This window comes from Acinetobacter sp. TGL-Y2, assembly GCF_001612555.1.
In the GTDB taxonomy this organism is placed as follows: domain Bacteria; phylum Pseudomonadota; class Gammaproteobacteria; order Pseudomonadales; family Moraxellaceae; genus Acinetobacter.
This window is the reverse complement of sequence record NZ_CP015110.1, coordinates 3,278,969-3,300,118: the sequence shown is the minus strand read 5'-3', so window position 1 is coordinate 3,300,118 and position 21,150 is coordinate 3,278,969. Positions and strand designations below refer to the sequence as shown.

The following is a 21,150-nucleotide window of genomic DNA, read 5'->3' as shown; positions in this document are numbered from 1 at the left end:
TATTTATTTATGTTTCTCAATTGATTTTAACCAATTTTTGTGTGAAAAGTATATTAGTCTAAATGACGAGCCAGTAATGCATACATTGCCGCCAAGCTGTGCTGTTCTGCTTCTGCGTTATAACCTAAATCAACGTCATTGGCTTTGGCACGTTCGTCAGCCAAAGGGTTGCTAAAGCCATGTTTGGCATCTTCAAAAACAATCACATCATGCTCGGCTTGAGCAGCAAACATTTCATCCTTAAAGCTTGCGACATCATCTAAACTGACCATCGTGTCCAGTTCACCATGTAAGACTAAAATTTCAGCTTTCACAGCCCCTACTTGGGCAGGCGCTTTAGGACTCAAGGTGGCATGAAAGGTCGCTACAGCTTTTAAGTCTGCACCAGAACGTGCCAAATCAAGCACCACTTTACCGCCATAGCAAAAGCCAATTGCGGCTAAACGGGTAGTATCTACCTCAGGCTGTGCTGCAAGGGTGGCTAAAGCTGCTTTAGAGCGGGTATCGATCGTTTCAGCATCTCCAAAAGTTTGCATCATCCATTCATAGGCTTGTTTGGCATCTGTGGTAACTCTTTTGTCGCCGTACATATCGATTGCAAGTGCCGCATAACCATGATCAGCAAGCTCACGTGCGCGCTGTTCAGTATATTCATTACGTCCCCACCATTCAGGCGCCACAATAACACCAGCAACCGCTTGCGAGTTTTCAGGCGCTGCAAAATAACCGATCAGGCTTGATCCATCTGCTGCAGTGTATTGAATCTCTCTGGTTTGAATTGCTTGAGTCATGTGTGGATTTCCCTTTATTAAATGAATGAACGTTTTTAAATGAATAAGATTTTTAATGTAAGGTGAGCAAAGATTAAAACATAAAAATTTAAACAAGGAGAATTTCAGTAAAATAAATGTCAATTGAAGTGTGAGGAATTATGAATACGTCAATCTATGTAATCGACGTAAAAGTACGAGACGTAAAAAAAAGAAGGACGTATCCTTCTTTTTAAGTATTTGGTTCATCTAGTTTTAAACTAGAATTTAAACTTTCCCGCGTGAAATAAAACCAATAATTGCCAAAATAACCGCAATTACCAATAATATCACTGCAAAGTCTTTAGACAAACCTGCCACACCACCAAAACCTAGTAAACTGGCAATAAGTGCGATCACCGCAAAGATAATAGCCCAACGGAACATTTTCATTCTCCAAGTGTTTTTATAAGTGTTGAATCAGTATAGAAAATAAAATAGCCGATTATGTATGCAATGAGTGTGGATAAGTTATGTATTGATAGTTTTAGGTAAATGCATTGTAACCTAATAATGCTTAAATTTTGTCATAAATATTAATGTTATAATGGACTATTGCCCTGTTGAAATTGTTGCTATGAGTCAGTCTTTACGTCCCCGTTTTTGGGAAAATTATTCACTTGAGCAAATGACTCCAGCAGAGTGGGAAGCAGTATGTGATGGCTGTGGGCTGTGTTGTTTAGTGAAACTTGAAGACGAAGATACTGGAGAAGTCTGCTATACCAAGGTGTCCTGCAAATTGTTAGACTGTGAAACAGCAGCGTGTTCAGATTATTCCAATCGAATGGTACATGTTCCAGATTGTATTCAACTGACCTATGAAAGCTTGCAAAAAATTAACTGGTTGCCTTCAAGCTGTGGCTATAAACGCTTGAACGAAGGCAAGAAATTGCCCACTTGGCATCATTTAAATACAGGATCACGTCGCAGTGTTCGTGAAGCGAGGAAATCAGCGGCAGGCAGATGTATTTCAGAACTTGAAGTCAATGAAGAAGAGATTGATGAATATGTGGTGCGCTGGGTGCGCTAATCGTCTTCATTTTATAGGCTGATATAGATAAATTATAAGTTGACGTGGATAAGCCCTCGCAACAATAACCAAATTCCTTGTCATATTTGGCAATAGAAAAATACAATTTAGCCAAGCTGTAATGCACAATTATGCCTATGATTAATGATATATCAGAATAATCATAGGCATAAAATGATCAATAAAACAGGGATGTTGAATCTTTGCTGTATTGCCCTGATGCAAATGGCGTGTTCTTCTAACTCAGCTCAGTCTGCAAAAGACAGTGAGCGAATAGCTGACTCTCATGCTAAGCCTCATGCATCTGCTTCATCGTCTGTTGCCAGACACGATCATAAAATTGATCAGCGTTACGAAGTAGAAAAAATAGCTCAGTTTGATGAGCCATGGGCATTGGCATCTTTAGCGGACGGGCGGTTATTAATTACTGAAAAATCAGGAAAGCTAAAGCTTTTTGATCCCAAATCTAAAAAAACCACATTGGTACAAGGTCTACCTACAGTTGCCTATGGCGGTCAAGGCGGTTTAGGAGATATTGTCTTACATCCTGATTATTCAAAGAATAAATGGATCTATTTAAGCTATGCTGAAAAAGGTCAAGGTGGAAATGGTGCTGTGGTGATTCGTGGCGAACTCGATTTGACACAGCCTGATCGCCCTCAGTTAAAAAATATCAAAAGAATCTGGGAGCAAGTGCCTAAAGTTTCGGGTGAGGGGCATTATGCACATCGAATTGTTTTTGATCAGCATAATAAGCTTTGGATCAGTTCAGGGGAAAGACAACAGTTTGACCCTGCACAGGACATGAATTCCAATTTAGGTAAAATCGTTCATCTCAATGATGACGGCACAGCATCTAAGGACAATCCTTTGTTTGACAAGGGAGGAGTAGCGGCGCAGATTTGGTCATTGGGACATCGTAATCCGCTGGGCTTAGCATTTGATGCAAGTCAAAAGCTCTGGGTGGTAGAAATGGGACCGAAGGGCGGAGATGAGCTTAATCTTGTGCTTAAAGGCCAAAACTATGGTTATCCACTGGTTTCAAATGGAGATCATTATGATGGTAAACCCATACCCGATCACGCCACTCGCCCTGAGTTTAAGTCACCTGAACTCGATTGGACACCAGTCATTTCCCCTTCAAGCATGATGATTTATCAATCTGATGTATTTCCTGCATGGAAACATAAAGCACTGATTGGCGGGCTTTCATCTCAAGCCATTATTGTAGTCGATCTTTCACAAAAGCCTGTGCGCGAAGTACAGCGCTTGCAGATGGGAAAACGGATTCGTGATCTGTTGCAGGCAGCAGATGGTACCATTTGGGTAATCGAAGATGAAAAAGGCGCCAATTTATTAAAATTAAAACCTGAATAAATAGACCGCAATTCTTGTTATTTTAAAATGCCACAAAATTCCATCTCACCCGCCTTAAAATAATTTGATTTGTGCTATTCCATAGTAGACTATGAAATAGCATTTTAAGACGCCCTAAGCCTATGTCCGAAACTCAAATTCCACTTCCTGAACGCTTACGTCCACGAGATTTGTCTGAGATTATAGGACAAGATCATCTGCTGGGTGAGCAAGCACCCTTACGTCAAATGATTGATCAGGGTCACCTGCCTTCTGTGATTTTTTGGGGGCCGCCAGGTGTGGGTAAAACCACGATTGCCTTATTGCTTGCACAAGCGGTAGATCGTCCTTTTATCAGTTTGTCTGCACTGAATACTGGCGTGAAAGAATTACGTGAAATTATTGCTGAAAGTGGGGATTTGATCGTTCCTGTGGTGTTTATTGACGAGATTCATCGCTTCAATAAATCGCAGCAAGATGCACTGCTCAATGCGGTTGAAAAAGGCAAAATTACTTTAATTGGCGCAACCACGGAAAACCCCTCTTTTGAGGTGAATAATGCACTGTTATCTCGCTGTCAGGTCTATACCTTAAATGGTTTAAATGAAGCGGACATTCAGCATTTGTTGCAGCGCGCGCTACGCCAAGATCATTTTCTACAAGAGCGAAATATCCTGATTCAAGACTATGATGCGATCATTCAGTTTGCAGCAGGGGATGCCCGTAAAGCGCTTAATTTATTGGATTTAATTGCCAGTACTTTTGAGACTGATGTTGAAAATATGATTACCAATGCCATTGTGGTTAAGGTTGCTCAGCAAAATATTGCCCGCTACGACAAGTCTGGTGAACAACATTACGATCTTGTGTCAGCATTTATCAAATCGATTCGCGGCAGTGATCCAGATGCAAGTTTGTACTGGATGGCAAGAATGCTTAAAGGTGGAGAAGATCCAGTCTTCATTGCACGTCGTATGCTGATCGCAGCCTCTGAAGATATTGGTAACTCGAATCCGAATGCTTTGCTTTTGGCAGGGGAATGCTTCCGTTCTGTACAAGCGGTGGGTATGCCTGAATGTCGAATTATTTTAGGGCAGTGCGCGGTGTATTTGGCAACCAGTGCCAAAAGTAACAGTACTTATTTGGCCATCAATAAGGCTTTAGATTTGGCCGATAAAACCTCGAATTTGCCTGTACCCTTACATTTAAGAAATGCACCGACCAAGCTGATGAAAGAGCAAGGCTATGGCGTAGATTATCTGTATCCGCACAATTATCCAGAGCATTTTGTGACTCAAGACTATTTGCCGCCTGAGTTAAAAGGCACCAAGTTGTATGAGTCTGCGCGCAATAAGCGAGAAGTTGAAGGGGAGCGCTTACAACAACGCCGTTGGCAACAGGAGCAACAGCAGCAGTAATCCAGACCCTAAGATGAATCGCCTGTAAAAATTAAAGCAAAAAAAAGCCCAATTCTATGTGTGTGAACTGGGTAGAAAAGGGTCTTGCAAATTTGGTCGGCAACTACAGTCTCTCTCTTGAGCCACCAACTCCTGTAGTTGCCTGGTATGGAGTAATCATAATCACAATTTTTATATATGTAAAAGTGATCATTTAAATAAGAATTATTCATAAAAGCGATTAAAATTAAAAAATCTAGAGCATTAAAATTAAGACATTGAAGTTATTTATATAATATTCATAGCACTAAAGCTCTATTTGAGAAAATTTAATCTGAAATAATGAAAAATTTTCAAATTAATGGCAATGGTGTCATAAAAGATTCATCTCGAATGCTTATATTGGGTCTATTGCCAAGCTTGAGAGCGCTTGCAATATCAAAATTAAAACAATGATATAAATAATAAATAACTCATAAATAGAAGCAGAATAAAAATAAATAAACAATATTGAAAATCATAACAATAAAAAAGCCGAGTCATTTTGACTCGGCTTTTTTTATGTAGACGGCTTAGATCTCAGACAGATCAACACCAATACGTGTTGCAACTTCTTCATAAGCTTCAACCACGCCACCTAAACCTTGGCGGAAACGGTCTTTGTCTAATTTTTTCTTGGTGTCCTTGTCCCATAAACGGCAACCATCTGGAGAGAATTCATCACCCAATACGATACGGTCGTGGAATACACCAAATTCTAGTTTGAAGTCGACCAAAAGCATGTTGCCTTCAGCAAACAAATCTTTCAGTACCACGTTCACTTGATGCGTTAATTCTTTCATACGTTGAAGTTGATCTGCAGTCGCCCAACCTAAAGCAATCGCTTGAGATTCGTTCACCATTGGATCACCCAGTGCATCGTCTTTATAGAACAATTCGAATGTTGGAGGCGTTAGCTCTAAGCCTTCTTCAACACCTAAACGGCGACATAATGAACCCGCAGCGTAGTTGCGAATCACACACTCAACAGGAATCATATTCAACTTTTTAACCAAAACTTCATTTTGATTGAGTAATTTTTCAAAATGCGTTTCGATGCCAGCTGCAGCAAGTTTTTCCATGATAAAGGCGTTAAAACGGTTGTTCACCTTCCCTTTACGATCTAGCTGTTCGATTTTTTCGCCATTGAATGCAGATGCATCATCACGAAAGACTAAAATCAGGTGGTCTGCACTATCGGTTTCATAAACGGATTTAGCTTTACCAGTATAGAGCAAGGTTTGTTTTAACATGGTGGAACCTTTTTCAGAGAGAATATGCCTAGAACAACTAGGCTGGCCAGTTTTGATAAATCTGGGATAACAATTCTGCAGCTTTTTCTTTGTCTGCAAAATTGCTATTGGTGTCGAACACAGCCAAGGTATGACTTGAACCAACTGATGTGAGCTTTAATACGAATGTCTGTCCATCCACTTTAAGGGTGGCTTCGGTCGCATTTTTTGCCTGACCCACGAGAGTATGATTTAAGCTACTCAGGGTTGCCATCGTATACTGCCAAATTGTAGCAGAATTTCCATCAATTTTAATCAGAGGATTGCCATTTCCATCTCTCAAAAGTTGTGGGCGTCCTGCTTGATTTGATTCAGTAACTTCTACGGTATTTGCTGAACTTTGAACAGCGGTTGGACGAGGCATCGCGAAACGATTTCCACGTTTATTTTCAAGTTTAGGTGCATGTTCAATCGCAAGCGGATCGATGGTAGGTGCAGGATACAATGGCGTTGCTGGTCTAACCATCGAACCTTCAGGATATTTAAGTGGTTCTTGCGCAGTTGAGTTCTGATAATCTAAAGAACCGTTGTCGATACCAATCGTATTACAACCCGCTAAACTTAAAGCTGAAAGGGCAAGGGTTAAACCAAAACGTAATTGCATAATTTTAAACTCTTATTTAAATGATACTCGCTGCTTTGAGTTCTTCACGCAGGGATGCTCGGTATTGTTCTGCAAGTGGCGTTAATGGTAGACGGATGCCCGTGCCAATTAAGCCCATTTCATGCAACGCCCATTTGACAGGAATTGGGTTAGATTCACAAAATAGAATATTGTGTAAATTTGCAACTTGATCGTTAGCAGCAATTGCTGCATTTGCATCACCTGCAATTGCTGCAGCACACACTTCACTCATTTGCTTTGGTGCGACATTGGCAGTCACAGAGATATTGCCTTTAGCGCCGTTTGCCATGAGCTGATAAGCGGTTGCATCATCACCTGAATAGACCACCATACTTTTGCCGTTTAACCCCGCGAGCAATTCTGCACCGCGTGGCACATCACCCGTGGCATCTTTAATACCGACAATTTGTGGAATATCTGCAAGACGAAGCACTGTTTCATTCAGCAAGTCTACTCCAGTACGCCCCGGAACATTATATAAAATTTGTGGTAGATCAACTGCTTCTGCAATGGCTTTATAGTGCTGGAACAGACCTTCTTGGGTCGGTTTATTGTAATACGGCGTCACCAAAAGTGCGGCATCTGCACCGAGCTCTTTAGCTTCTTTGGTGAGTTGAATCGCTTCGTGGGTGGAATTTGCCCCCGTACCAGCAATAATTGGAATACGTTTATTGGCAACACGAATGATTTCTTTGATCACTTGCGTGTGTTCAGTCATGCTCAAGGTAGAAGCTTCACCTGTCGTACCCACAGCCACAATACTGTTGGTCCCTTGTGCAATATGCCATTCAACAAGCTTCTCTAGACCCTTCCAATCTACAGCACCATCTTCGAACATGGGAGTAACGATTGCGACAATTGAGCCTTGAATAATCTGAGCTTGCTGAGTAATCATTTTAAAAAAAATCCTATTTTTCCATCCGATGAAGGTGAGGAATCTAGAGTGTGGATGGGTTTGTATTTTAATTTATAGCATGTCCAATATAACAAGCATATTGGATAGTGCGTATGCAAATTATGACCGAACAAACGATGAAGAACAATATGCTTTAGTCAAAGCTTAGAAAAAGTTTAGTTAAAACAACTGAGTTTTTTACAAGAAACAAGCAAGTGCAGCCATTTTGACAGAAAAGAATAGCGTTTCCTCCACGATCTAAAACGATAAATATGGATGAATTAAAATCAAGCCTATGATTTTGTATTTAAATCTAAAATATAGTTAAATTTGGACTTAACAAAAGCTGTGTAATTTAACCCATTGTGATGGCTCAATTCCTGTGTAATATACAAAGAAAATTTAAATCATTTTCAATTGGGAGTAGGGAAGATGTTCCAATCTGAACGTAGCGCACTAATTGTGGTTGATGTACAAAATGGATTTACCCCCGGCGGGAATTTAGCCGTTGCTGAGGCAGATCAAATCATTCCTCGCATCAATGAAATTGCGCAGTATTTTGATAATATTGTCCTGACGCAAGATTGGCATCCCGAGAATCATGTCTCTTTTGCGGATAACCACGCCAATGCAAAACCTTTTGATACGATTCAACTCAGCTATGGAAAACAAGTATTGTGGCCCGTTCACTGTGTACAAGGCACATCAGATGCAGCGCTGCATCCAGATTTAAATATTCCTCAAGCGCAGCTAGTGATTCGCAAAGGATTTCATCGTCATATTGATAGTTATTCTGCTTTTATGGAAGCTGATCATAAAACCACGACGGGTTTAGCGGGCTACTTAAAAGAGCGCGGAATTGATTCCGTTTTTGTGGTGGGCATTGCAACCGACTTCTGCGTCGCATGGACGGCCATAGACGCTGCAAAAATGGGCTTTAAAAGCTTTGTGATCTCGGATGCTACCAAAGGCATAGATTTGGATGGTTCTTTACAAAATGCCTGGCAAGACATGACCGCACATGGTGTGCAACGCATTTATGCCAAAGATGTATTACCCATTGAACAAGATATTTGCAGCAACCCAGTCGAATATCTGTTAAACCAATAATATAAACTTCTGGGTTTTTCAAAACCTCACATGTGATGCATATGCTTAATTTTTTAAGGTTTAGCCAGTTTATTCAAAAAACCTTTGCATTTTGGGTGGTGCTGTTTGCAGCCCTTGCAATGTGGGTGCCTGAAGCTTTTGTTTGGCTCAAAGTCTATATTACCTGGATGCTCGGGATCATCATGTTTGGTATGGGGATGACCATGAAAGTCAGTGACTTTAAAGGTGTGCTGAAAAGTCCCAAAGCGGTTTTAATTGGTGTAATTGCACAGTTTTTAGTCATGCCAGGTTTGGCTTATGCCCTGTGTAAATTGCTACAACTGCCAGCAGAGATTGCAATTGGAGTGATTTTAGTCGGTTGCTGTCCGGGAGGCACGGCCTCGAATGTGATTACTTATATGGCCAAAGGCAATGTTGCTTTGTCGGTTGCTTGTACATCGGTTTCGACGCTGATTGCGCCACTACTCACCCCAGCGATTTTTTATCTTTTAGCAAGTCAATGGATTGAAATCGATGCGCTATCGATGCTCAGTTCCATCTTACAAGTGGTGCTATTTCCAATTATTTTAGGTTTAATTGTACGTGCATTATTCAAAAACAAAGTCGAATCTTATATCACGCTCATGCCTTTCATTTCTGTGGTCGCGATTGTATTGATTGTTGCCGCGATTATTGGGGGCAGTAAGGCGCAAATTTTGGAATCGGGGTTACTCATTTTGGCGGTGGTGATTTTGCATAATGGGCTGGGTTATCTCATTGGTTTTTGGGCAGCGCGTTGGTTCCAGCTCCCTTATGCAGACAGTAAAGCGGTTGCAATTGAAGTGGGAATGCAAAATTCAGGTTTAGGTGTGGCATTGGCTGCGGTACATTTTGCAGCTTCGCCGATTACAGCAGTGCCAAGTGCAATTTTTAGCTTGTGGCACAATATTTCTGGACCTGCTTTGGCCACGTATTGGGCGTCTCGTAAAGATCCCGATCTAAGGAATAAAGATTAAGAACCCTAAAATCTAACTTTATAAAAGAGCAGTTCAGTTATAACCCGTGCTCCTGTATGGGGAGTGAACATTCACTTTATTCATCTTAAACGTTGAATATTTTCTTTAAATGCACATACAAAAAAAGCCGATCAGGAATGATCGGCTTTTAAATAATGAGATGATTTCACTCAGTATATTTTTATTACTCTCATGTACGAGAGTAATAAAGTTTCATACTGATCGAACCTTATCTCATTGATATTTGGACTTAACAATCAATGGAAGAAAAAATAAAGTTTCATACTCAGTTCTATCTTTTCTTCCATTTTTACTCTTTATCGAGTAATAAAGTTTCATACCCAAATAAGAGATCAATAGTTAAATTCTTCAAAGAGAGTCCATTCGATTTCCATTGTTTCTACAAGCTGGCCATGCTGACCTAATTTTAAATAATATGGTGCAATATCGCCTTTATTCAAAATAATGTAACTTCGGTGATCGTTTTCTCTACTGTCTGGCTCTTCAAAAGGCATAGGCTCATTTCGGACATAATCATAATCATCTTCATATCGATATCGGCCAGAAATCTCACATATGTGATTCGTGGATAGCTTTACTATGAATTTAGATTTTCTAGATTTAGCTGTTGACTCTAAATCATTCCATACTCGTTCATGGTCAAAGCGACGCATCCATAAATCAGTCAATGGAATATCAAAACTTTGGCTTCGATCATTATCGCCCAGATAAGTTGCGTCACCCATTGAACCATAATTACCATCTCGTAATGGTCTAAGAATATGATTTAGTTTTAAGTAGCTCTCAGGATCTGGTGTGCCATTAGGTATGAGTTCAGGGTAATCAGATGCTTGAACAAGTACACCATTATCAATAGTTTGAAATCGAAGTTTTGCTTTTCTTAGGGTATCTTGAAGCTTTAATACACCCCCAATTTTTTCTGAAAGATCATTACTCACGAAGGTAAGCCAATCAAAACTGCGTATACCGTATGGCATTCTCATAGTATCCCAAGAGTCTTCAATATAGATCCCTTTAAAGTCCCTAGCCTGAGATACAAGATCTATTTTTACGCCTTCATCACTAAAAGGTGTAGCAGCTTGCATCCCACTCACCATATACCACGGTCTAAGCTGTTGTATGCAGTATTGATTGAATCTTAAAATTTCCTCTTGTGTGGTTTGATTGAAAAAAAGATCCCTAGGTAACCTGAAATACAAAATATTTCCGTGTTGAATTTGCCAAGCTCGATTAGTCAAAAATGAAAATACGTATCTATTTGCATATTCAATTTCGACATCTTCAAAGCCCCCATCTGCGACATACCATTCAATAATGTCATCTGGATCCGCACGTTTAGTTATTACATCTTGAAGTGATGGAAGATTGCTTATTTTTTTTTGCTTCCAACCAGTTAATGGATCAAAGCCCCATGTGATATGACTTCCCCAGAGTTCTATATATTTCGTATAACAGTTTAGGATTGCTTGGCGGATTTCAGGAGTATGTCCATTCCAAAAGTAAAAACAAGATTGGAAATGCACTGAAAGTACAGTTTCTCCATGATCTCCATAGTCATAATTGATATATTCTGCATCATCTACAATTTTTTCAAATTCTAAACTGTTCATTATTCTCTCTAATCAAGAAGTAGCTAATACATATCCACCCAAAGCACCAGCACCTGCTACAGTCGCACTTACGGGAAGGAGAACGATCGAACCTACAACAACTACTGTAATCCCAACACCTACTGCAATTTCATACAAAGGTGCTTTATCTAAAAAATCTGCGATTGGGCTAGGCGTACTTAACGGGGGATGTTGTATACCTGGGTGCTGTTTAATTTTAATCGCCACTAACATGTTTTGAATATAAGTGTATTTAGAGCCAACAGTTGCAGAACTACCATTTGCATTATTGTCTCTAAGTTCACATGAGCAATCTATATCTTCAAGTAACTTGAAATTATTTCTGTTACCTGCAATTTGTATATAGGCATTTCTTTGTTCTCTAGATAACTTATCTTTGCCAAATTTGATTTCAATCACTTTAGAAATATTTTTTTGAACTGGGATAAGTTTACTCCAGTCCGCTTGTCCTTGAACTCTCATATTAATGAGTTCTTGATCAGTCACTTTTAAAACAATGACATCAGGGATTCTTAAACGGCCTTTAGCACTTTGTTCTAGTTCTGAAAGCTTAAACATTCCTTCACGTGCTGCTACTCCTAATGGAAAACGGCTTGCTCTCTGAGGTTGCTTTTCACTCATAATGGGTGTCGGAAAGCGATCTCTCATTCGGTAGCCCACTTCAGCTTTATAGCGCCAAATTAATTCATTCGCTTCTTCTTGTTTCCATATGGCGTATGTACATGCTCTTTGATTTAGAAACTGACCAGCTTTGCCTTTAATAGGATTTTTTTTTGCAAAACAAATGTGAGCACAGAGGTAATCTTTTTCTTTACCTGGTTCTAATTTAACAACTTTGCCATTTGTCTGAGGTTGAGTAGACGAGGAAGACGTCTGACCAGAACCCTTGGTAGCTTTAGCCATAAAAATCCTCCTTAAAGTTATGATATTGAGGATCATTGCGTTCTAGAAGTTCGATCTTTACAGCTTTAGGTTTCATAGATTTAAACGTTTTTGTATGACCATTTTTATCAGTATAGCCTTCAATTTTAGAACCATCTTCATCAGTCATAATATAGTGTTGATTGTGAATGGCTTTGCCATTTTCATCAGTAATCACAAAAAATTCTTGATGAGGTATCCAAGTGGGAAGACTAGGAAGATTCATTGGGATTTTTGCCCCACTTTTAAATATATGTTGTCCAGCTTTAACTTCAAACTTCGCTGGTGTGATAATAGTGATCCCATTTTTATTGATGATTACTTGAGAACCACCAGCACTAGCAATAGTATTTTTGGGATTGAGCTCTAAATTCATCTTTTATTAATATTATGAATAGTATTTTGCAAAATATATCACAGAATAAGATAGGTGATGTAACATTGAGACTTAAGTTTCTTTACTAATTTAACATGACTTTAATTATTGGAATCCAACTAAAAGATAGCGTAATTATTGCTGCGGATCAGCGATTAACCCAAGAGACAGATGATTTAAAATTTTCAATAATTTCCGATTCTTATAAAAAAATCACCTATCTGGAGCCTATTGTTTTCTCTGGTAGTGGAGATGCCTTAATTATCAGAAGATTGAAAGAAGAGCTTTTAGACAAAACTACATCTGAGATGCTGTCCAACAGTTTTTTTAAAGAAATTCAAAGAAGAAAAACAGAAATAGGTGAACATGAACAAATTGGAAAAACAAAGTTGTTTTTTTCTTCAAGGAAAAACAATCGTTTAATTTTAGAAATATTTTCAACTGATCAAGTCGGAAATATCTATTCAAATATCGTGGAACCTATGACCATTCAATTGACAATCAGATCTGAAAATATGAATAAATTAAGTAGCTTGTTAATTGATCTTCATGCGAATTTGAAGAATATGGATCAGTTCCAATCTAAAGAAGAATGGATGAATTTTTATATAAAAAAATTAAAAAAAATTTTTCATGTTTGTAATAGTTTTGATGAAACTGTTAGCTCTTCTTTTGATATATGTGCTCATACAACTTTTGGAATATTCTATGAATGCTGTGACTAAATTAGAATCTAAAACTGTATGAGCATATTTCTTTTAAAAGTTCGAAATCAGTCGGTTGATAAATGATGAGTAAGCTTCTAATTGCTCTATAGCTGGATTTAAATTTTAAGCTACATTGCCTTCAAGCCTAAATCGAGCGCTTCTTCTATGTTTTTGTCAAAACGGACAGCGATACTTTTAACTTTGGATTTTAGCACTGACCATGCTTTTTCAATTGGATTTAAATCTGGACTGTAAGCAGGCAAGTACATGATTCTACAGTTAAAGTCTTTGGCTAGTTTTTTGATATCTCCGTTCTTATGAATCGAAGCGTTATCTAGAATCAGCAGATGTCTTTTGGTCTTATCTTGATTATCTTTGGTTAAATTTTCAAGTAGATATCTCAACCATCCCGTGAACATTGCTCGATCGCATGAACCTTGAAAAATCAAAGGGTAAAGGAACTGATACGCTGAATTAGACCTCACAGCACTGATGATACTTAATCTTTTACCATGACCACCCAATTTTAAAGCAGCGCAACGACTGCCTAGTTTAGACCAACCATATTGCGCTGTATCTGTGGTGTTTATCCCAGACTCATCAATATAAAGAATCTGATCTTCCCCAAACTCCTCTTTCCATTGCGGAAGAAACCAGTTGAATACAGCCCTTGTTATTTTGTCGGCTTGCTTATAGAGAAAACTCTTTTTTTACGTGTCCAACCAAGTCTATGAATGGCTTTTAACAGGGTTGAGTAAAGGATTGGATACCCAAACTTTTGTTCAAATAAAGGGATGAGATCTTTCACTTGAGAAAATTCAGTAGTTTCAATAAAGTGTTTGAAAGCATCCATATCCTTGATTTTAGTGGGTCGACCTGCATTGATTTTAGGCTGTTTCAATTCTCCAGTGGTGTTTTGAAGAAGAATCCAATCATCCAAAGTGGTTCTAGATATTTTAAAGGTTTTACATGTATATGATTTGTGATTATTTTCTTCATAAAACTGCATGACTTTTTCACGTAAATCCACTGAATATACTTTAGGCATGATCTTGAACAAATTAATTTTTTATCATTGTATCCCAAAATAAGATTGCAGCTATACATCTTTTTGTAAATCTTTTCTTTTACGCAAAATTTCAGATTTCAATTCTGGAAAATCTTCAAGGGCTTGTTCAGAAGCTTTGATTTGGTTTTCGTAAATCTTTTGCTTTTCTTTTAATTCTTTAGTTTTTAATTCAAGTTTTTCTGAATCATGTGTCACGATATGATTTTCGAATTGTTTTTTGAAAGAATCCATACTTTTTGTTTCAACAAATGTAGAAAGTCTTCGATTGTCTAAGTGAATGTTTTTAATCAAGTAGCCTTGCTGTACAAGTTTTCTAAGGATCCTATAAAGCTGCTGTTGGTTGATACGTTGCCTTTCATCTTTAGAAAGATTCAAGTTGTTCCAAATTTTATTTGTTGTCCATCCATCAATTTGATTGTGGGAGAGAAGTACTAGAAAAGATTGAAAGATAGGCGAAGCAATTTGTTTCATGACGAAAGACTAGAAAATTTAAAAAGAGGATTATAATCCGTGGATATATAGTCCTCAAATAGTGATAGTTCTGTTTTTTAAGCATTTGAATGTTTATGTCAGAACTTACTATTCAATTTGGGCAATTGGTTCGCAAATATAGAAAAGAAAGAAATATGTCACAAGAACAATTGGCATTGCTCTGTAACATGGATCGGAGTTATTTAGGACGGATCGAAAGAGGTGAGGTGAATCCTACACTTGAAAAAATATATGAATTAGCTACTGCTTTAGGTGTAGCGGCAAAATATTTATTACCTAATAATATATGATAAACAAAAATTTATATTAATTTTATGAGGGTTCCATGAAGTTCAATGAAGATGCTCGTGTAAAAATTCCAACAATTCTTCATTTAACAAGGCTTGGTTATAAGTATCTTTCTTTAAAAGAACATATATGGGATATGGAGTCTAATATTTTCCCTGAAATATTCTTGGAATCAGTAAGACGAATTAATCCTTCATTTGAAAAAGATGATATTCAAAGAGAATTACAAGATTTAAAGCTAACTTTAGACAATGATGATTTAGGGAAAGTATTCTTCAGCAAGTTAGTCAATCGTTCTGGTATCAAACTCATTGATTTTGAAAATATCAATAACAATACATTCAATGTTGTTACGGAGCTTACTTGTCAAAATGGAGATGATGAATTCCGTCCTGATATTACGATCCTAGTCAATGGTATGCCTTTAGTTTTTATTGAGGTGAAGAAACCAAATAATAAAGATGGTGTCTTAGCAGAAAGAGACCGAATAAATAAGCGTTTCCAAAACTCTAAATTTAAAAGATTTATCAACATTACTCAGTTCATGATCTTCTCAAACAATATGGAATACGACGATGAGGCTATTCAGCCAATCATGGGCGCTTTTTATGCTACTCCGTCGTATCACAAGCCAAGTTTTAATTACTTCCGAGAAGAAGAAATTTTTAATCTAACTTATTTACTTAGTCCTTTAGCTGAATCAGAAGAAATTCGTATTCTTAAAGATAATAATTTTGAAGTGATTAGAAATAGCCCTGAATTTATTACCAATAAAGATCCTAATAGACCTACTAACCGAATTTGTACTTCTTTGTTAAGCCGAGAGCGTTTAGCATTTATGTTACGTTATTCAATTGCTTATGTGGAAACAGAAGATGGTGTGCAAAAACATATCATGCGCTATCCACAACTGTTTGCAACTAAGGCAATTGAAAGAAAGTTAGATGAAGGCATCCGTAAAGGAATTATTTGGCATACTCAAGGTAGTGGTAAAACAGCATTAACGTACTATAACGTCAAATTTTTGACGGATTATTATCAACGAAATAGTGTAATTCCTAAGTTTTATTTCATTGTGGATCGACTTGATTTACTACAGCAAGCACAGAGTGAATTTGCAAGCCGTGGCCTAGTTGTACATACGATTAACTCTAGAGATGAATTTACTAAAGATATTAAGGCAACTAAGGCCATCCACAATAACAGTGGCAAACCAGAGATTACTGTAATCAATATCCAGAAGTTCGCAGATGATCCAACCATTGTCTCAACAAAGGATTACAGTGTTGATATTCAGCGGGTTTACTTCTTAGATGAGGTACATCGTAGCTATAATCCTAAAGGTAGCTTTCTTGCAAATTTAGATGTTTCTGATCGTAATGCAATCAAAATTGGTCTGACAGGAACTCCGCTATTAGGAACAGACTACAATTCAAGATCACTGTTTGGAGATTACATTCATAAGTATTACTACAATGCTTCAATTGCTGATGGATATACATTACGTTTGATTCGAGAAGATATTCAAACCAACTATAAAATTGCTTTACAAGAGGCATTAGCACAAGCAGAGGTTAAGCAGGGAGATGTCGATAAAAAAATTATTTATGCACATCCAACTTTTGTAGAACCAATGCTGGATTACATTGTTCAAGATTTTGAAAATAGTCGTGGTGCTTGCAATGATTCGACTATAGGTGGAATGGTCATCTGTGATAGCTCAGAGCAAGCGAAACAGATGTTTGAAATTTTTAATGCAAAATATAAAAAAGACAATGATGTTACTAAGACAGATACATCTTATATAGAGCATTTAAAAGAAAAAAACAAAGTTAAATCTGCTGCACTCATTTTACATGATGTAGGTGACAAACAAGCGCGTAAAGGTTGGATTGATGCTTTTAAAGCAGGAAAAATTGATTTTCTCTTTGTTTATAACATGTTGCTGACTGGTTTTGATGCTCCTCGGTTAAAGAAGCTTTATATTGGCCGTGTGATTCGAGAGCATAACTTGCTTCAGGCATTAACTCGTGTGAACCGCACGTATAAAGATTTTAGGTATGGTTACGTTGTTGACTTTGCAGATATTCGAAAAGAATTTGATGCAACAAACAAAGCCTATTTTGAGGAATTGCAGGCAGAGTTAGGCGATGAGATGGATAGCTATTCTCATCTCTTCAAATCTAAAGAAGAAATTGATCAGGAAATTATTCAATTAAAAGATGTGTTATTCCGTTTTGATACGGACAACATGGAACATTTCTCAGAGCAAATCCAACAAATTGCTGACCGTAAAAAAGTATTGGAATTGAAGAAAAGCTTAGCTGATGCAAAAAGCTTATATAACCTCATGAGGTTACAGGGCGATTATGAGCAACTTCGATCTTTAGATTTTGTAAAGATCAACATTATGTTCCGAGAAATAAGCAATCATTTAGATATGCTGAATTTAAAGGAAAGTATTGAAAGTGGTGAAGACACTACAAATTTACTTAATTTAGCTCTTGAAGATGTAATTTTTAAATTTAAGAAAATTGCGGAAGAAGAATTAGTTCTAGCTGATCAACTCAAAGATACATTACGTAAAACGAGAGAGGCTCTAGCGAGTAATTTTGACCAGCAAGATGAGAAATTTATCAGCTTAAAAGAAGAGCTCGAACGTTTGTTCAAAAAGAAGAGATTGAGCGAAGTTAGTCAGCAAGAGATGGTTGCTAATATTGGTACTTTGCAACAAATTCATGAGCGGATAAAAGAATTGAATCGTGCGAATAAGCAACTCAGTGATAAGTATAAAGGGGATATTAAGTTCACGCGTGTGCATAAGAGACTGCATGAGCAAGGAGATATTTCAAAATCTGAGAGACAGATTTATGAAGCTTTGATCGGACTCAAACAGGATGCAGATGAGCGTGTGCTAGACAGTGAAAATGTATTAGATAACGAAGCTTACTTTGCTCGAGTGATGATGCCGAATATTATCAAACGCTTTAAAAATGAACAGAACATTGCATTAAATCCAACGACTACACGGTATATTAACCAGCTTGTGGTAAATGAGTACCTCAAAGAGTTCAATGGTGGTTCAGGGCAATGGTAGAAATTCAGTTTCAGCAAAAAGTAAGAGAACTTATTGATGGTTTAAAAGCTATCTGTGCTAACTATGGACTTGGTAATGATGGTAATGAATTTAAAATTATCACGCAGGCTTTTTTATATAAATTTTTGAATGATAAATTTGCTTATGAAGCAAAAAAAGTGGAACCAAGTTTAGCTGAAGCTGAAAAATGGGAAGATGTGCTCTCTAAAATGTCGGATGATGAGTTAGAGATGCTTGCTTTACAGATGCCAGCAGATACAGCAATTCTCAAACCACAGCACTTTATTAGTTACCTATTCAGCCAGCAAAATGAACCTGATTTTTCAAAACTTTTTGATGATACATTAAGAGATATTTCTATTCAGAATAATGAGATTTTTGCGGTTCAAACTGATGGCCATGCAAAAATTAAGCTATTTGATGAGCTTAGCCAGTTTATTAGTGATCCTTCTAAGCGAGATGAATTTTGTAAAGCGATCATTAATGAATTAGTAGAGTTTAGTTTTGAACGAATTTTTGATCAGAAATTCGATTTTTATGCTTCTATCTTTGAATATTTAGTTAAAGACTATAATTCGAATAGTGGAGGTAAATACGCAGAATATTATACACCACATGCCGTTGCACGTATTATGGCAGAGATCCTTGTACCCAAGGATCAACAGGGACAAGTAAAGAATGTAACTTGTTATGATCCTGCTGCGGGGTCAGGAACTCTGTTAATGAATGTGGCTCATGTTATTGGTGAAAAGCGTTGTGCTATCTACACACAAGATATTTCTCAAAAGTCATCAAATTTATTACGTTTGAACTTAATTCTGAATAACTTAGTTCACTCTATTCCGAATGTAGTACAAGGCAATACCATGCTTCATCCATACCATAAGGATGGGGCTGAGCTTAAAAAGTTTGACTATATTGTTTCCAACCCACCCTTTAAACTAGATTTTAGTGATTTTAGAGATGATTTGGACACAAAGGCGAACAAAGAGCGTTTCTTTGGCGGTATTCCAAAAATTAAGCCAAAAGAAAAGGACAAGATGGAAATTTACCAATTGTTCTTGCAACATATCATTTCTTCTTTAAAAGAGGATGGGAAAGCCGCGATAGTTGTCCCAACTGGCTTTATATCAGCAGCATCAGGTATTGATAAGAAAATTCGGCAACATTTAGTGGATAATAAAATTTTAGCAGGCGTAATTTCTATGCCTTCCAATATTTTTGCTACGACTGGAACAAGTGTTTCAATTATTTTTGTCGATGCTAATAATAAAGATAAAGTGATGCTAATCGATGCATCAGAACTTGGAGAAAAAATTAAAGATGGTAAAAATCAGAGAACTATCTTAAGTGACTCAGATGAGCAAAGAATAATTGAATGCTTTAACCAGAAGAGAGAAGAAAATAAATTTTCTATAGCTGTAGAGTATGAAGATCTTGTTAACAAGGATTATTCTTTTAATGCAGGGCAGTATTTTTTATCAAAAATAGAGCATATTGATTTAAGTACCGAAGACTTTACAACAATCATGTTGGATTATACTAATAGCTTATCTGATTTATTCCTTGAGTCTAGGAAATTAGAAACTGAAATTCAAAATTTATTAGGGGGATTAAATTTTGAAGAGTAATGATTGGAAACGGATAAAAATTTCAGAATTATGTGATCTCATTGTGGATTGTGTTAATAAAACAGCGCCGAATGTTGATTATGAAACTCCTTATAAGATGATTAGAACTCCTAACATTAAGAATGGGAGAGTAAATCTGTCTGGTTGTCGTTACGTAGAAGAAGCGACTTTTGAGGCTTGGACTAAAAGGGCTAAAGTTAAAAAAAATGATGTGTTATTAACACGAGAAGCTCCTCTAGGTGAGGCAGGTATTGTAGATTTTAAAGATACTGTATTTCTTGGACAACGCATTATGCAGTACAGACCAAACCCTCAAAAATTAGATAGTAATTTTTTACTATATTCTTTTCTTTCTCCTGACTTACAAGCTCAATTTAGAAGGTATGATAGTTCTGGATCTATTGTTAGTCATATACGAGTGCCAGATTGTTTGAATTTTGAAATACCTACACCGAGTTTAACTTTACAAAAGAGTATTGCTAGAGTTCTTAGAGCTTTAGATGAAAAAATAGATATTAATAATAAAATCCTTAATAAATACGAAGATATAGAAGGACTTCTCTTTGATAGATGGTTCCTTCAATATGATTTTCCTAATATAAATGGAAAACCATATAAAAATAACTGTGGAGTAATGGTCTATAATGAGATTCTTGCTAAAGATGTTCCTGAAGGTTGGAAAATTAGCAATTTAGTTTCTCTAATTGAATCTACAAAAACAGGTGATTGGGGTAAAGATACTCAACAAGATAAATATAATTTAGGTGTTAATTGTATTAGAGGTGCAGATATTAACGGATTGAATGGAAAGGGAAAAGTAGAAACTCCATTAAGGTTTATCAATAGTAAAAACAAAAATAAGATATTAAAACCTTTTGATATTATTATTGAAATCTCAGGTGGTAGTCCTATTCAATCAACTGGGCGCTTAACCTCTCTAATAGATGAATCGTTTAAAAGATTTAGTAATCCATTAATTTGCTCTAATTTTTGTAAGGCAATTTCTTTAGTGGATAATTCATATTTTTACTATTTTATTGGTTTATGGAATAAATTATATAAACATAATGTTTTCTTTGGATGGGAAGGGAAAACTAGTGGTATTAAAAACTTTTTATTTGATGCTTTCATAGGGAAGTATTATGTGGCTATTCCACCCAAAGTGGTAGTACAAGAGTTTTATAAAAAAATACATCCTCTCAACCGAAGTAAGCAAAATATTATGCTTCAAAATAGAAATTTACAGAGCCTGCGTGATTGGCTCTTGCCTATGCTGATGAATGGTCAGATTTCGATTCGAGATGCGGAAGAGCAGATAGCGAAAATTTTTGAGCAATAAGAATAAAATTTTATGCGTCAAGTTGTGTCT

The 21,150-nt window shown here is 36.9% G+C and carries 21 protein-coding genes; 10 read left to right on the top strand and 11 right to left on the bottom strand.

Annotated features, from left to right (window positions below):
• Window positions 1-53: 53 nt before the first annotated feature.
• Window positions 54-791 (bottom strand): dienelactone hydrolase family protein, encoded by a 738-nt coding sequence (locus AMD27_RS15770; protein WP_067662391.1) that lies wholly within the window; start codon window positions 789-791, stop codon window positions 54-56.
• A gap of 246 nt (window positions 792-1,037) precedes the next feature.
• Window positions 1,038-1,196, bottom strand: coding sequence for a DUF1328 domain-containing protein (locus AMD27_RS18345; protein WP_081405992.1), 159 nt, complete (start codon window positions 1,194-1,196; stop codon window positions 1,038-1,040).
• A gap of 190 nt (window positions 1,197-1,386) precedes the next feature.
• Between AMD27_RS18345 and AMD27_RS15765 the strand changes: the two genes are divergently transcribed.
• From AMD27_RS15765 to AMD27_RS15755, 3 genes are all read left to right on the top strand, one after another.
• On the top strand, window positions 1,387-1,839 hold the full coding sequence (locus AMD27_RS15765; RefSeq protein ID WP_067663095.1) for a YcgN family cysteine cluster protein: 453 nt from the start codon (window positions 1,387-1,389) through the stop codon (window positions 1,837-1,839).
• A gap of 174 nt (window positions 1,840-2,013) precedes the next feature.
• Entirely contained in the window at window positions 2,014-3,216 is a 1,203-nt protein-coding gene (locus tag AMD27_RS15760) for a PQQ-dependent sugar dehydrogenase (RefSeq protein ID WP_067662388.1), read from the top strand.
• A gap of 122 nt (window positions 3,217-3,338) precedes the next feature.
• Window positions 3,339-4,613 carry a replication-associated recombination protein A gene (locus AMD27_RS15755; protein ID WP_067662385.1) on the top strand — a complete coding sequence of 425 codons (1,275 nt, stop codon included), beginning with the start codon at window positions 3,339-3,341 and terminating at the stop codon, window positions 4,611-4,613.
• A 551-nt stretch (window positions 4,614-5,164) separates the two neighbouring features.
• Here AMD27_RS15755 and purC read toward each other — a convergent pair.
• From purC to dapA, 3 genes are read right to left on the bottom strand one after another with little or no spacing between them, the layout of a single operon-like run.
• The gene (gene purC, locus AMD27_RS15750; protein ID WP_067662382.1) at window positions 5,165-5,884 is read right to left on the bottom strand and encodes a phosphoribosylaminoimidazolesuccinocarboxamide synthase; all 720 of its coding nucleotides are present in this window, start codon (window positions 5,882-5,884) and stop codon (window positions 5,165-5,167) included.
• 37 nt (window positions 5,885-5,921) lie between these two features.
• Window positions 5,922-6,527, bottom strand: a complete 606-nt coding sequence (locus AMD27_RS15745; protein WP_067662379.1) for a lipoprotein-34 precursor (NlpB) — start codon at window positions 6,525-6,527, stop codon at window positions 5,922-5,924.
• Window positions 6,528-6,543: 16 nt separating this feature from the next.
• Window positions 6,544-7,440, bottom strand: coding sequence for a 4-hydroxy-tetrahydrodipicolinate synthase (gene dapA, locus AMD27_RS15740; protein ID WP_067663092.1), 897 nt, complete (start codon window positions 7,438-7,440; stop codon window positions 6,544-6,546).
• Window positions 7,441-7,875: 435 nt separating this feature from the next.
• On the opposite strand from dapA, the gene pncA reads away from it, so the two are divergent.
• Entirely contained in the window at window positions 7,876-8,553 is a 678-nt protein-coding gene (pncA, locus tag AMD27_RS15735) for a bifunctional nicotinamidase/pyrazinamidase (RefSeq protein ID WP_067662376.1), read from the top strand.
• 41 nt (window positions 8,554-8,594) lie between these two features.
• Window positions 8,595-9,548: a bile acid:sodium symporter family protein gene (locus AMD27_RS15730; protein WP_067662373.1), complete on the top strand. Its 954-nt coding sequence runs from the start codon at window positions 8,595-8,597 to the stop codon at window positions 9,546-9,548.
• A gap of 353 nt (window positions 9,549-9,901) precedes the next feature.
• Here the strand turns inward: AMD27_RS15730 and AMD27_RS15725 are convergent, their stop codons facing one another.
• The 3 genes from AMD27_RS15725 to AMD27_RS15715 are packed head-to-tail and all read right to left on the bottom strand — an operon-like array spanning window position 9,902 to window position 12,497.
• Window positions 9,902-11,179 (bottom strand): type VI immunity family protein, encoded by a 1,278-nt coding sequence (locus tag AMD27_RS15725; RefSeq protein ID WP_067662370.1) that lies wholly within the window; start codon window positions 11,177-11,179, stop codon window positions 9,902-9,904.
• Window positions 11,180-11,191: 12 nt separating this feature from the next.
• Entirely contained in the window at window positions 11,192-12,103 is a 912-nt protein-coding gene (locus tag AMD27_RS15720; protein ID WP_067662367.1) for a VRR-NUC domain-containing protein, read from the bottom strand.
• A complete protein-coding gene (locus AMD27_RS15715) occupies window positions 12,096-12,497 on the bottom strand; it encodes a hypothetical protein (RefSeq protein ID WP_067662364.1) in 402 nt (133 codons plus the stop codon). Before AMD27_RS15715 ends, AMD27_RS15720 begins: the two co-directional genes overlap by 8 nt.
• 95 nt (window positions 12,498-12,592) lie before the next feature.
• On the opposite strand from AMD27_RS15715, the gene AMD27_RS15710 reads away from it, so the two are divergent.
• On the top strand, window positions 12,593-13,222 hold the full coding sequence (locus AMD27_RS15710; protein ID WP_067662361.1) for a hypothetical protein: 630 nt from the start codon (window positions 12,593-12,595) through the stop codon (window positions 13,220-13,222).
• Between the two features lie 110 nt (window positions 13,223-13,332).
• Here AMD27_RS15710 and AMD27_RS18340 read toward each other — a convergent pair whose 3' ends face one another.
• Genes AMD27_RS18340 through AMD27_RS15695 form a run of 3 tightly spaced genes read right to left on the bottom strand, consistent with a single transcriptional unit; the run spans window position 13,333 to window position 14,744 of the window.
• Window positions 13,333-13,881: an IS630 family transposase gene (locus AMD27_RS18340; RefSeq protein ID WP_081405901.1), complete on the bottom strand. Its 549-nt coding sequence runs from the start codon at window positions 13,879-13,881 to the stop codon at window positions 13,333-13,335.
• Window positions 13,878-14,252: an IS630 transposase-related protein gene (locus AMD27_RS15700; RefSeq protein ID WP_067655598.1), complete on the bottom strand. Its 375-nt coding sequence runs from the start codon at window positions 14,250-14,252 to the stop codon at window positions 13,878-13,880. The genes AMD27_RS18340 and AMD27_RS15700 overlap by 4 nt, the downstream gene beginning before the upstream one ends.
• A gap of 51 nt (window positions 14,253-14,303) precedes the next feature.
• Window positions 14,304-14,744, bottom strand: coding sequence for a hypothetical protein (locus AMD27_RS15695; protein WP_067662358.1), 441 nt, complete (start codon window positions 14,742-14,744; stop codon window positions 14,304-14,306).
• An 89-nt stretch (window positions 14,745-14,833) separates the two neighbouring features.
• Here AMD27_RS15695 and AMD27_RS15690 point away from each other — a divergent pair, with 89 nt between their 5' ends.
• Genes AMD27_RS15690 through AMD27_RS18335 form a run of 4 tightly spaced genes read left to right on the top strand, consistent with a single transcriptional unit; the run spans window position 14,834 to window position 21,120 of the window.
• Window positions 14,834-15,055: a helix-turn-helix domain-containing protein gene (locus tag AMD27_RS15690; RefSeq protein ID WP_067662355.1), complete on the top strand. Its 222-nt coding sequence runs from the start codon at window positions 14,834-14,836 to the stop codon at window positions 15,053-15,055.
• A 35-nt stretch (window positions 15,056-15,090) separates the two neighbouring features.
• The gene (locus AMD27_RS15685; protein ID WP_067662352.1) at window positions 15,091-18,150 is read left to right on the top strand and encodes a type I restriction endonuclease subunit R; all 3,060 of its coding nucleotides are present in this window, start codon (window positions 15,091-15,093) and stop codon (window positions 18,148-18,150) included.
• Window positions 18,144-19,781, top strand: coding sequence for an HsdM family class I SAM-dependent methyltransferase (locus AMD27_RS15680; RefSeq protein ID WP_067662349.1), 1,638 nt, complete (start codon window positions 18,144-18,146; stop codon window positions 19,779-19,781). The genes AMD27_RS15685 and AMD27_RS15680 overlap by 7 nt, the downstream gene beginning before the upstream one ends.
• Window positions 19,771-21,120, top strand: coding sequence for a restriction endonuclease subunit S (locus tag AMD27_RS18335; RefSeq protein ID WP_171254814.1), 1,350 nt, complete (start codon window positions 19,771-19,773; stop codon window positions 21,118-21,120). Before AMD27_RS15680 ends, AMD27_RS18335 begins: the two co-directional genes overlap by 11 nt.
• The last annotated feature ends 30 nt before the right edge of the window (window positions 21,121-21,150 follow it).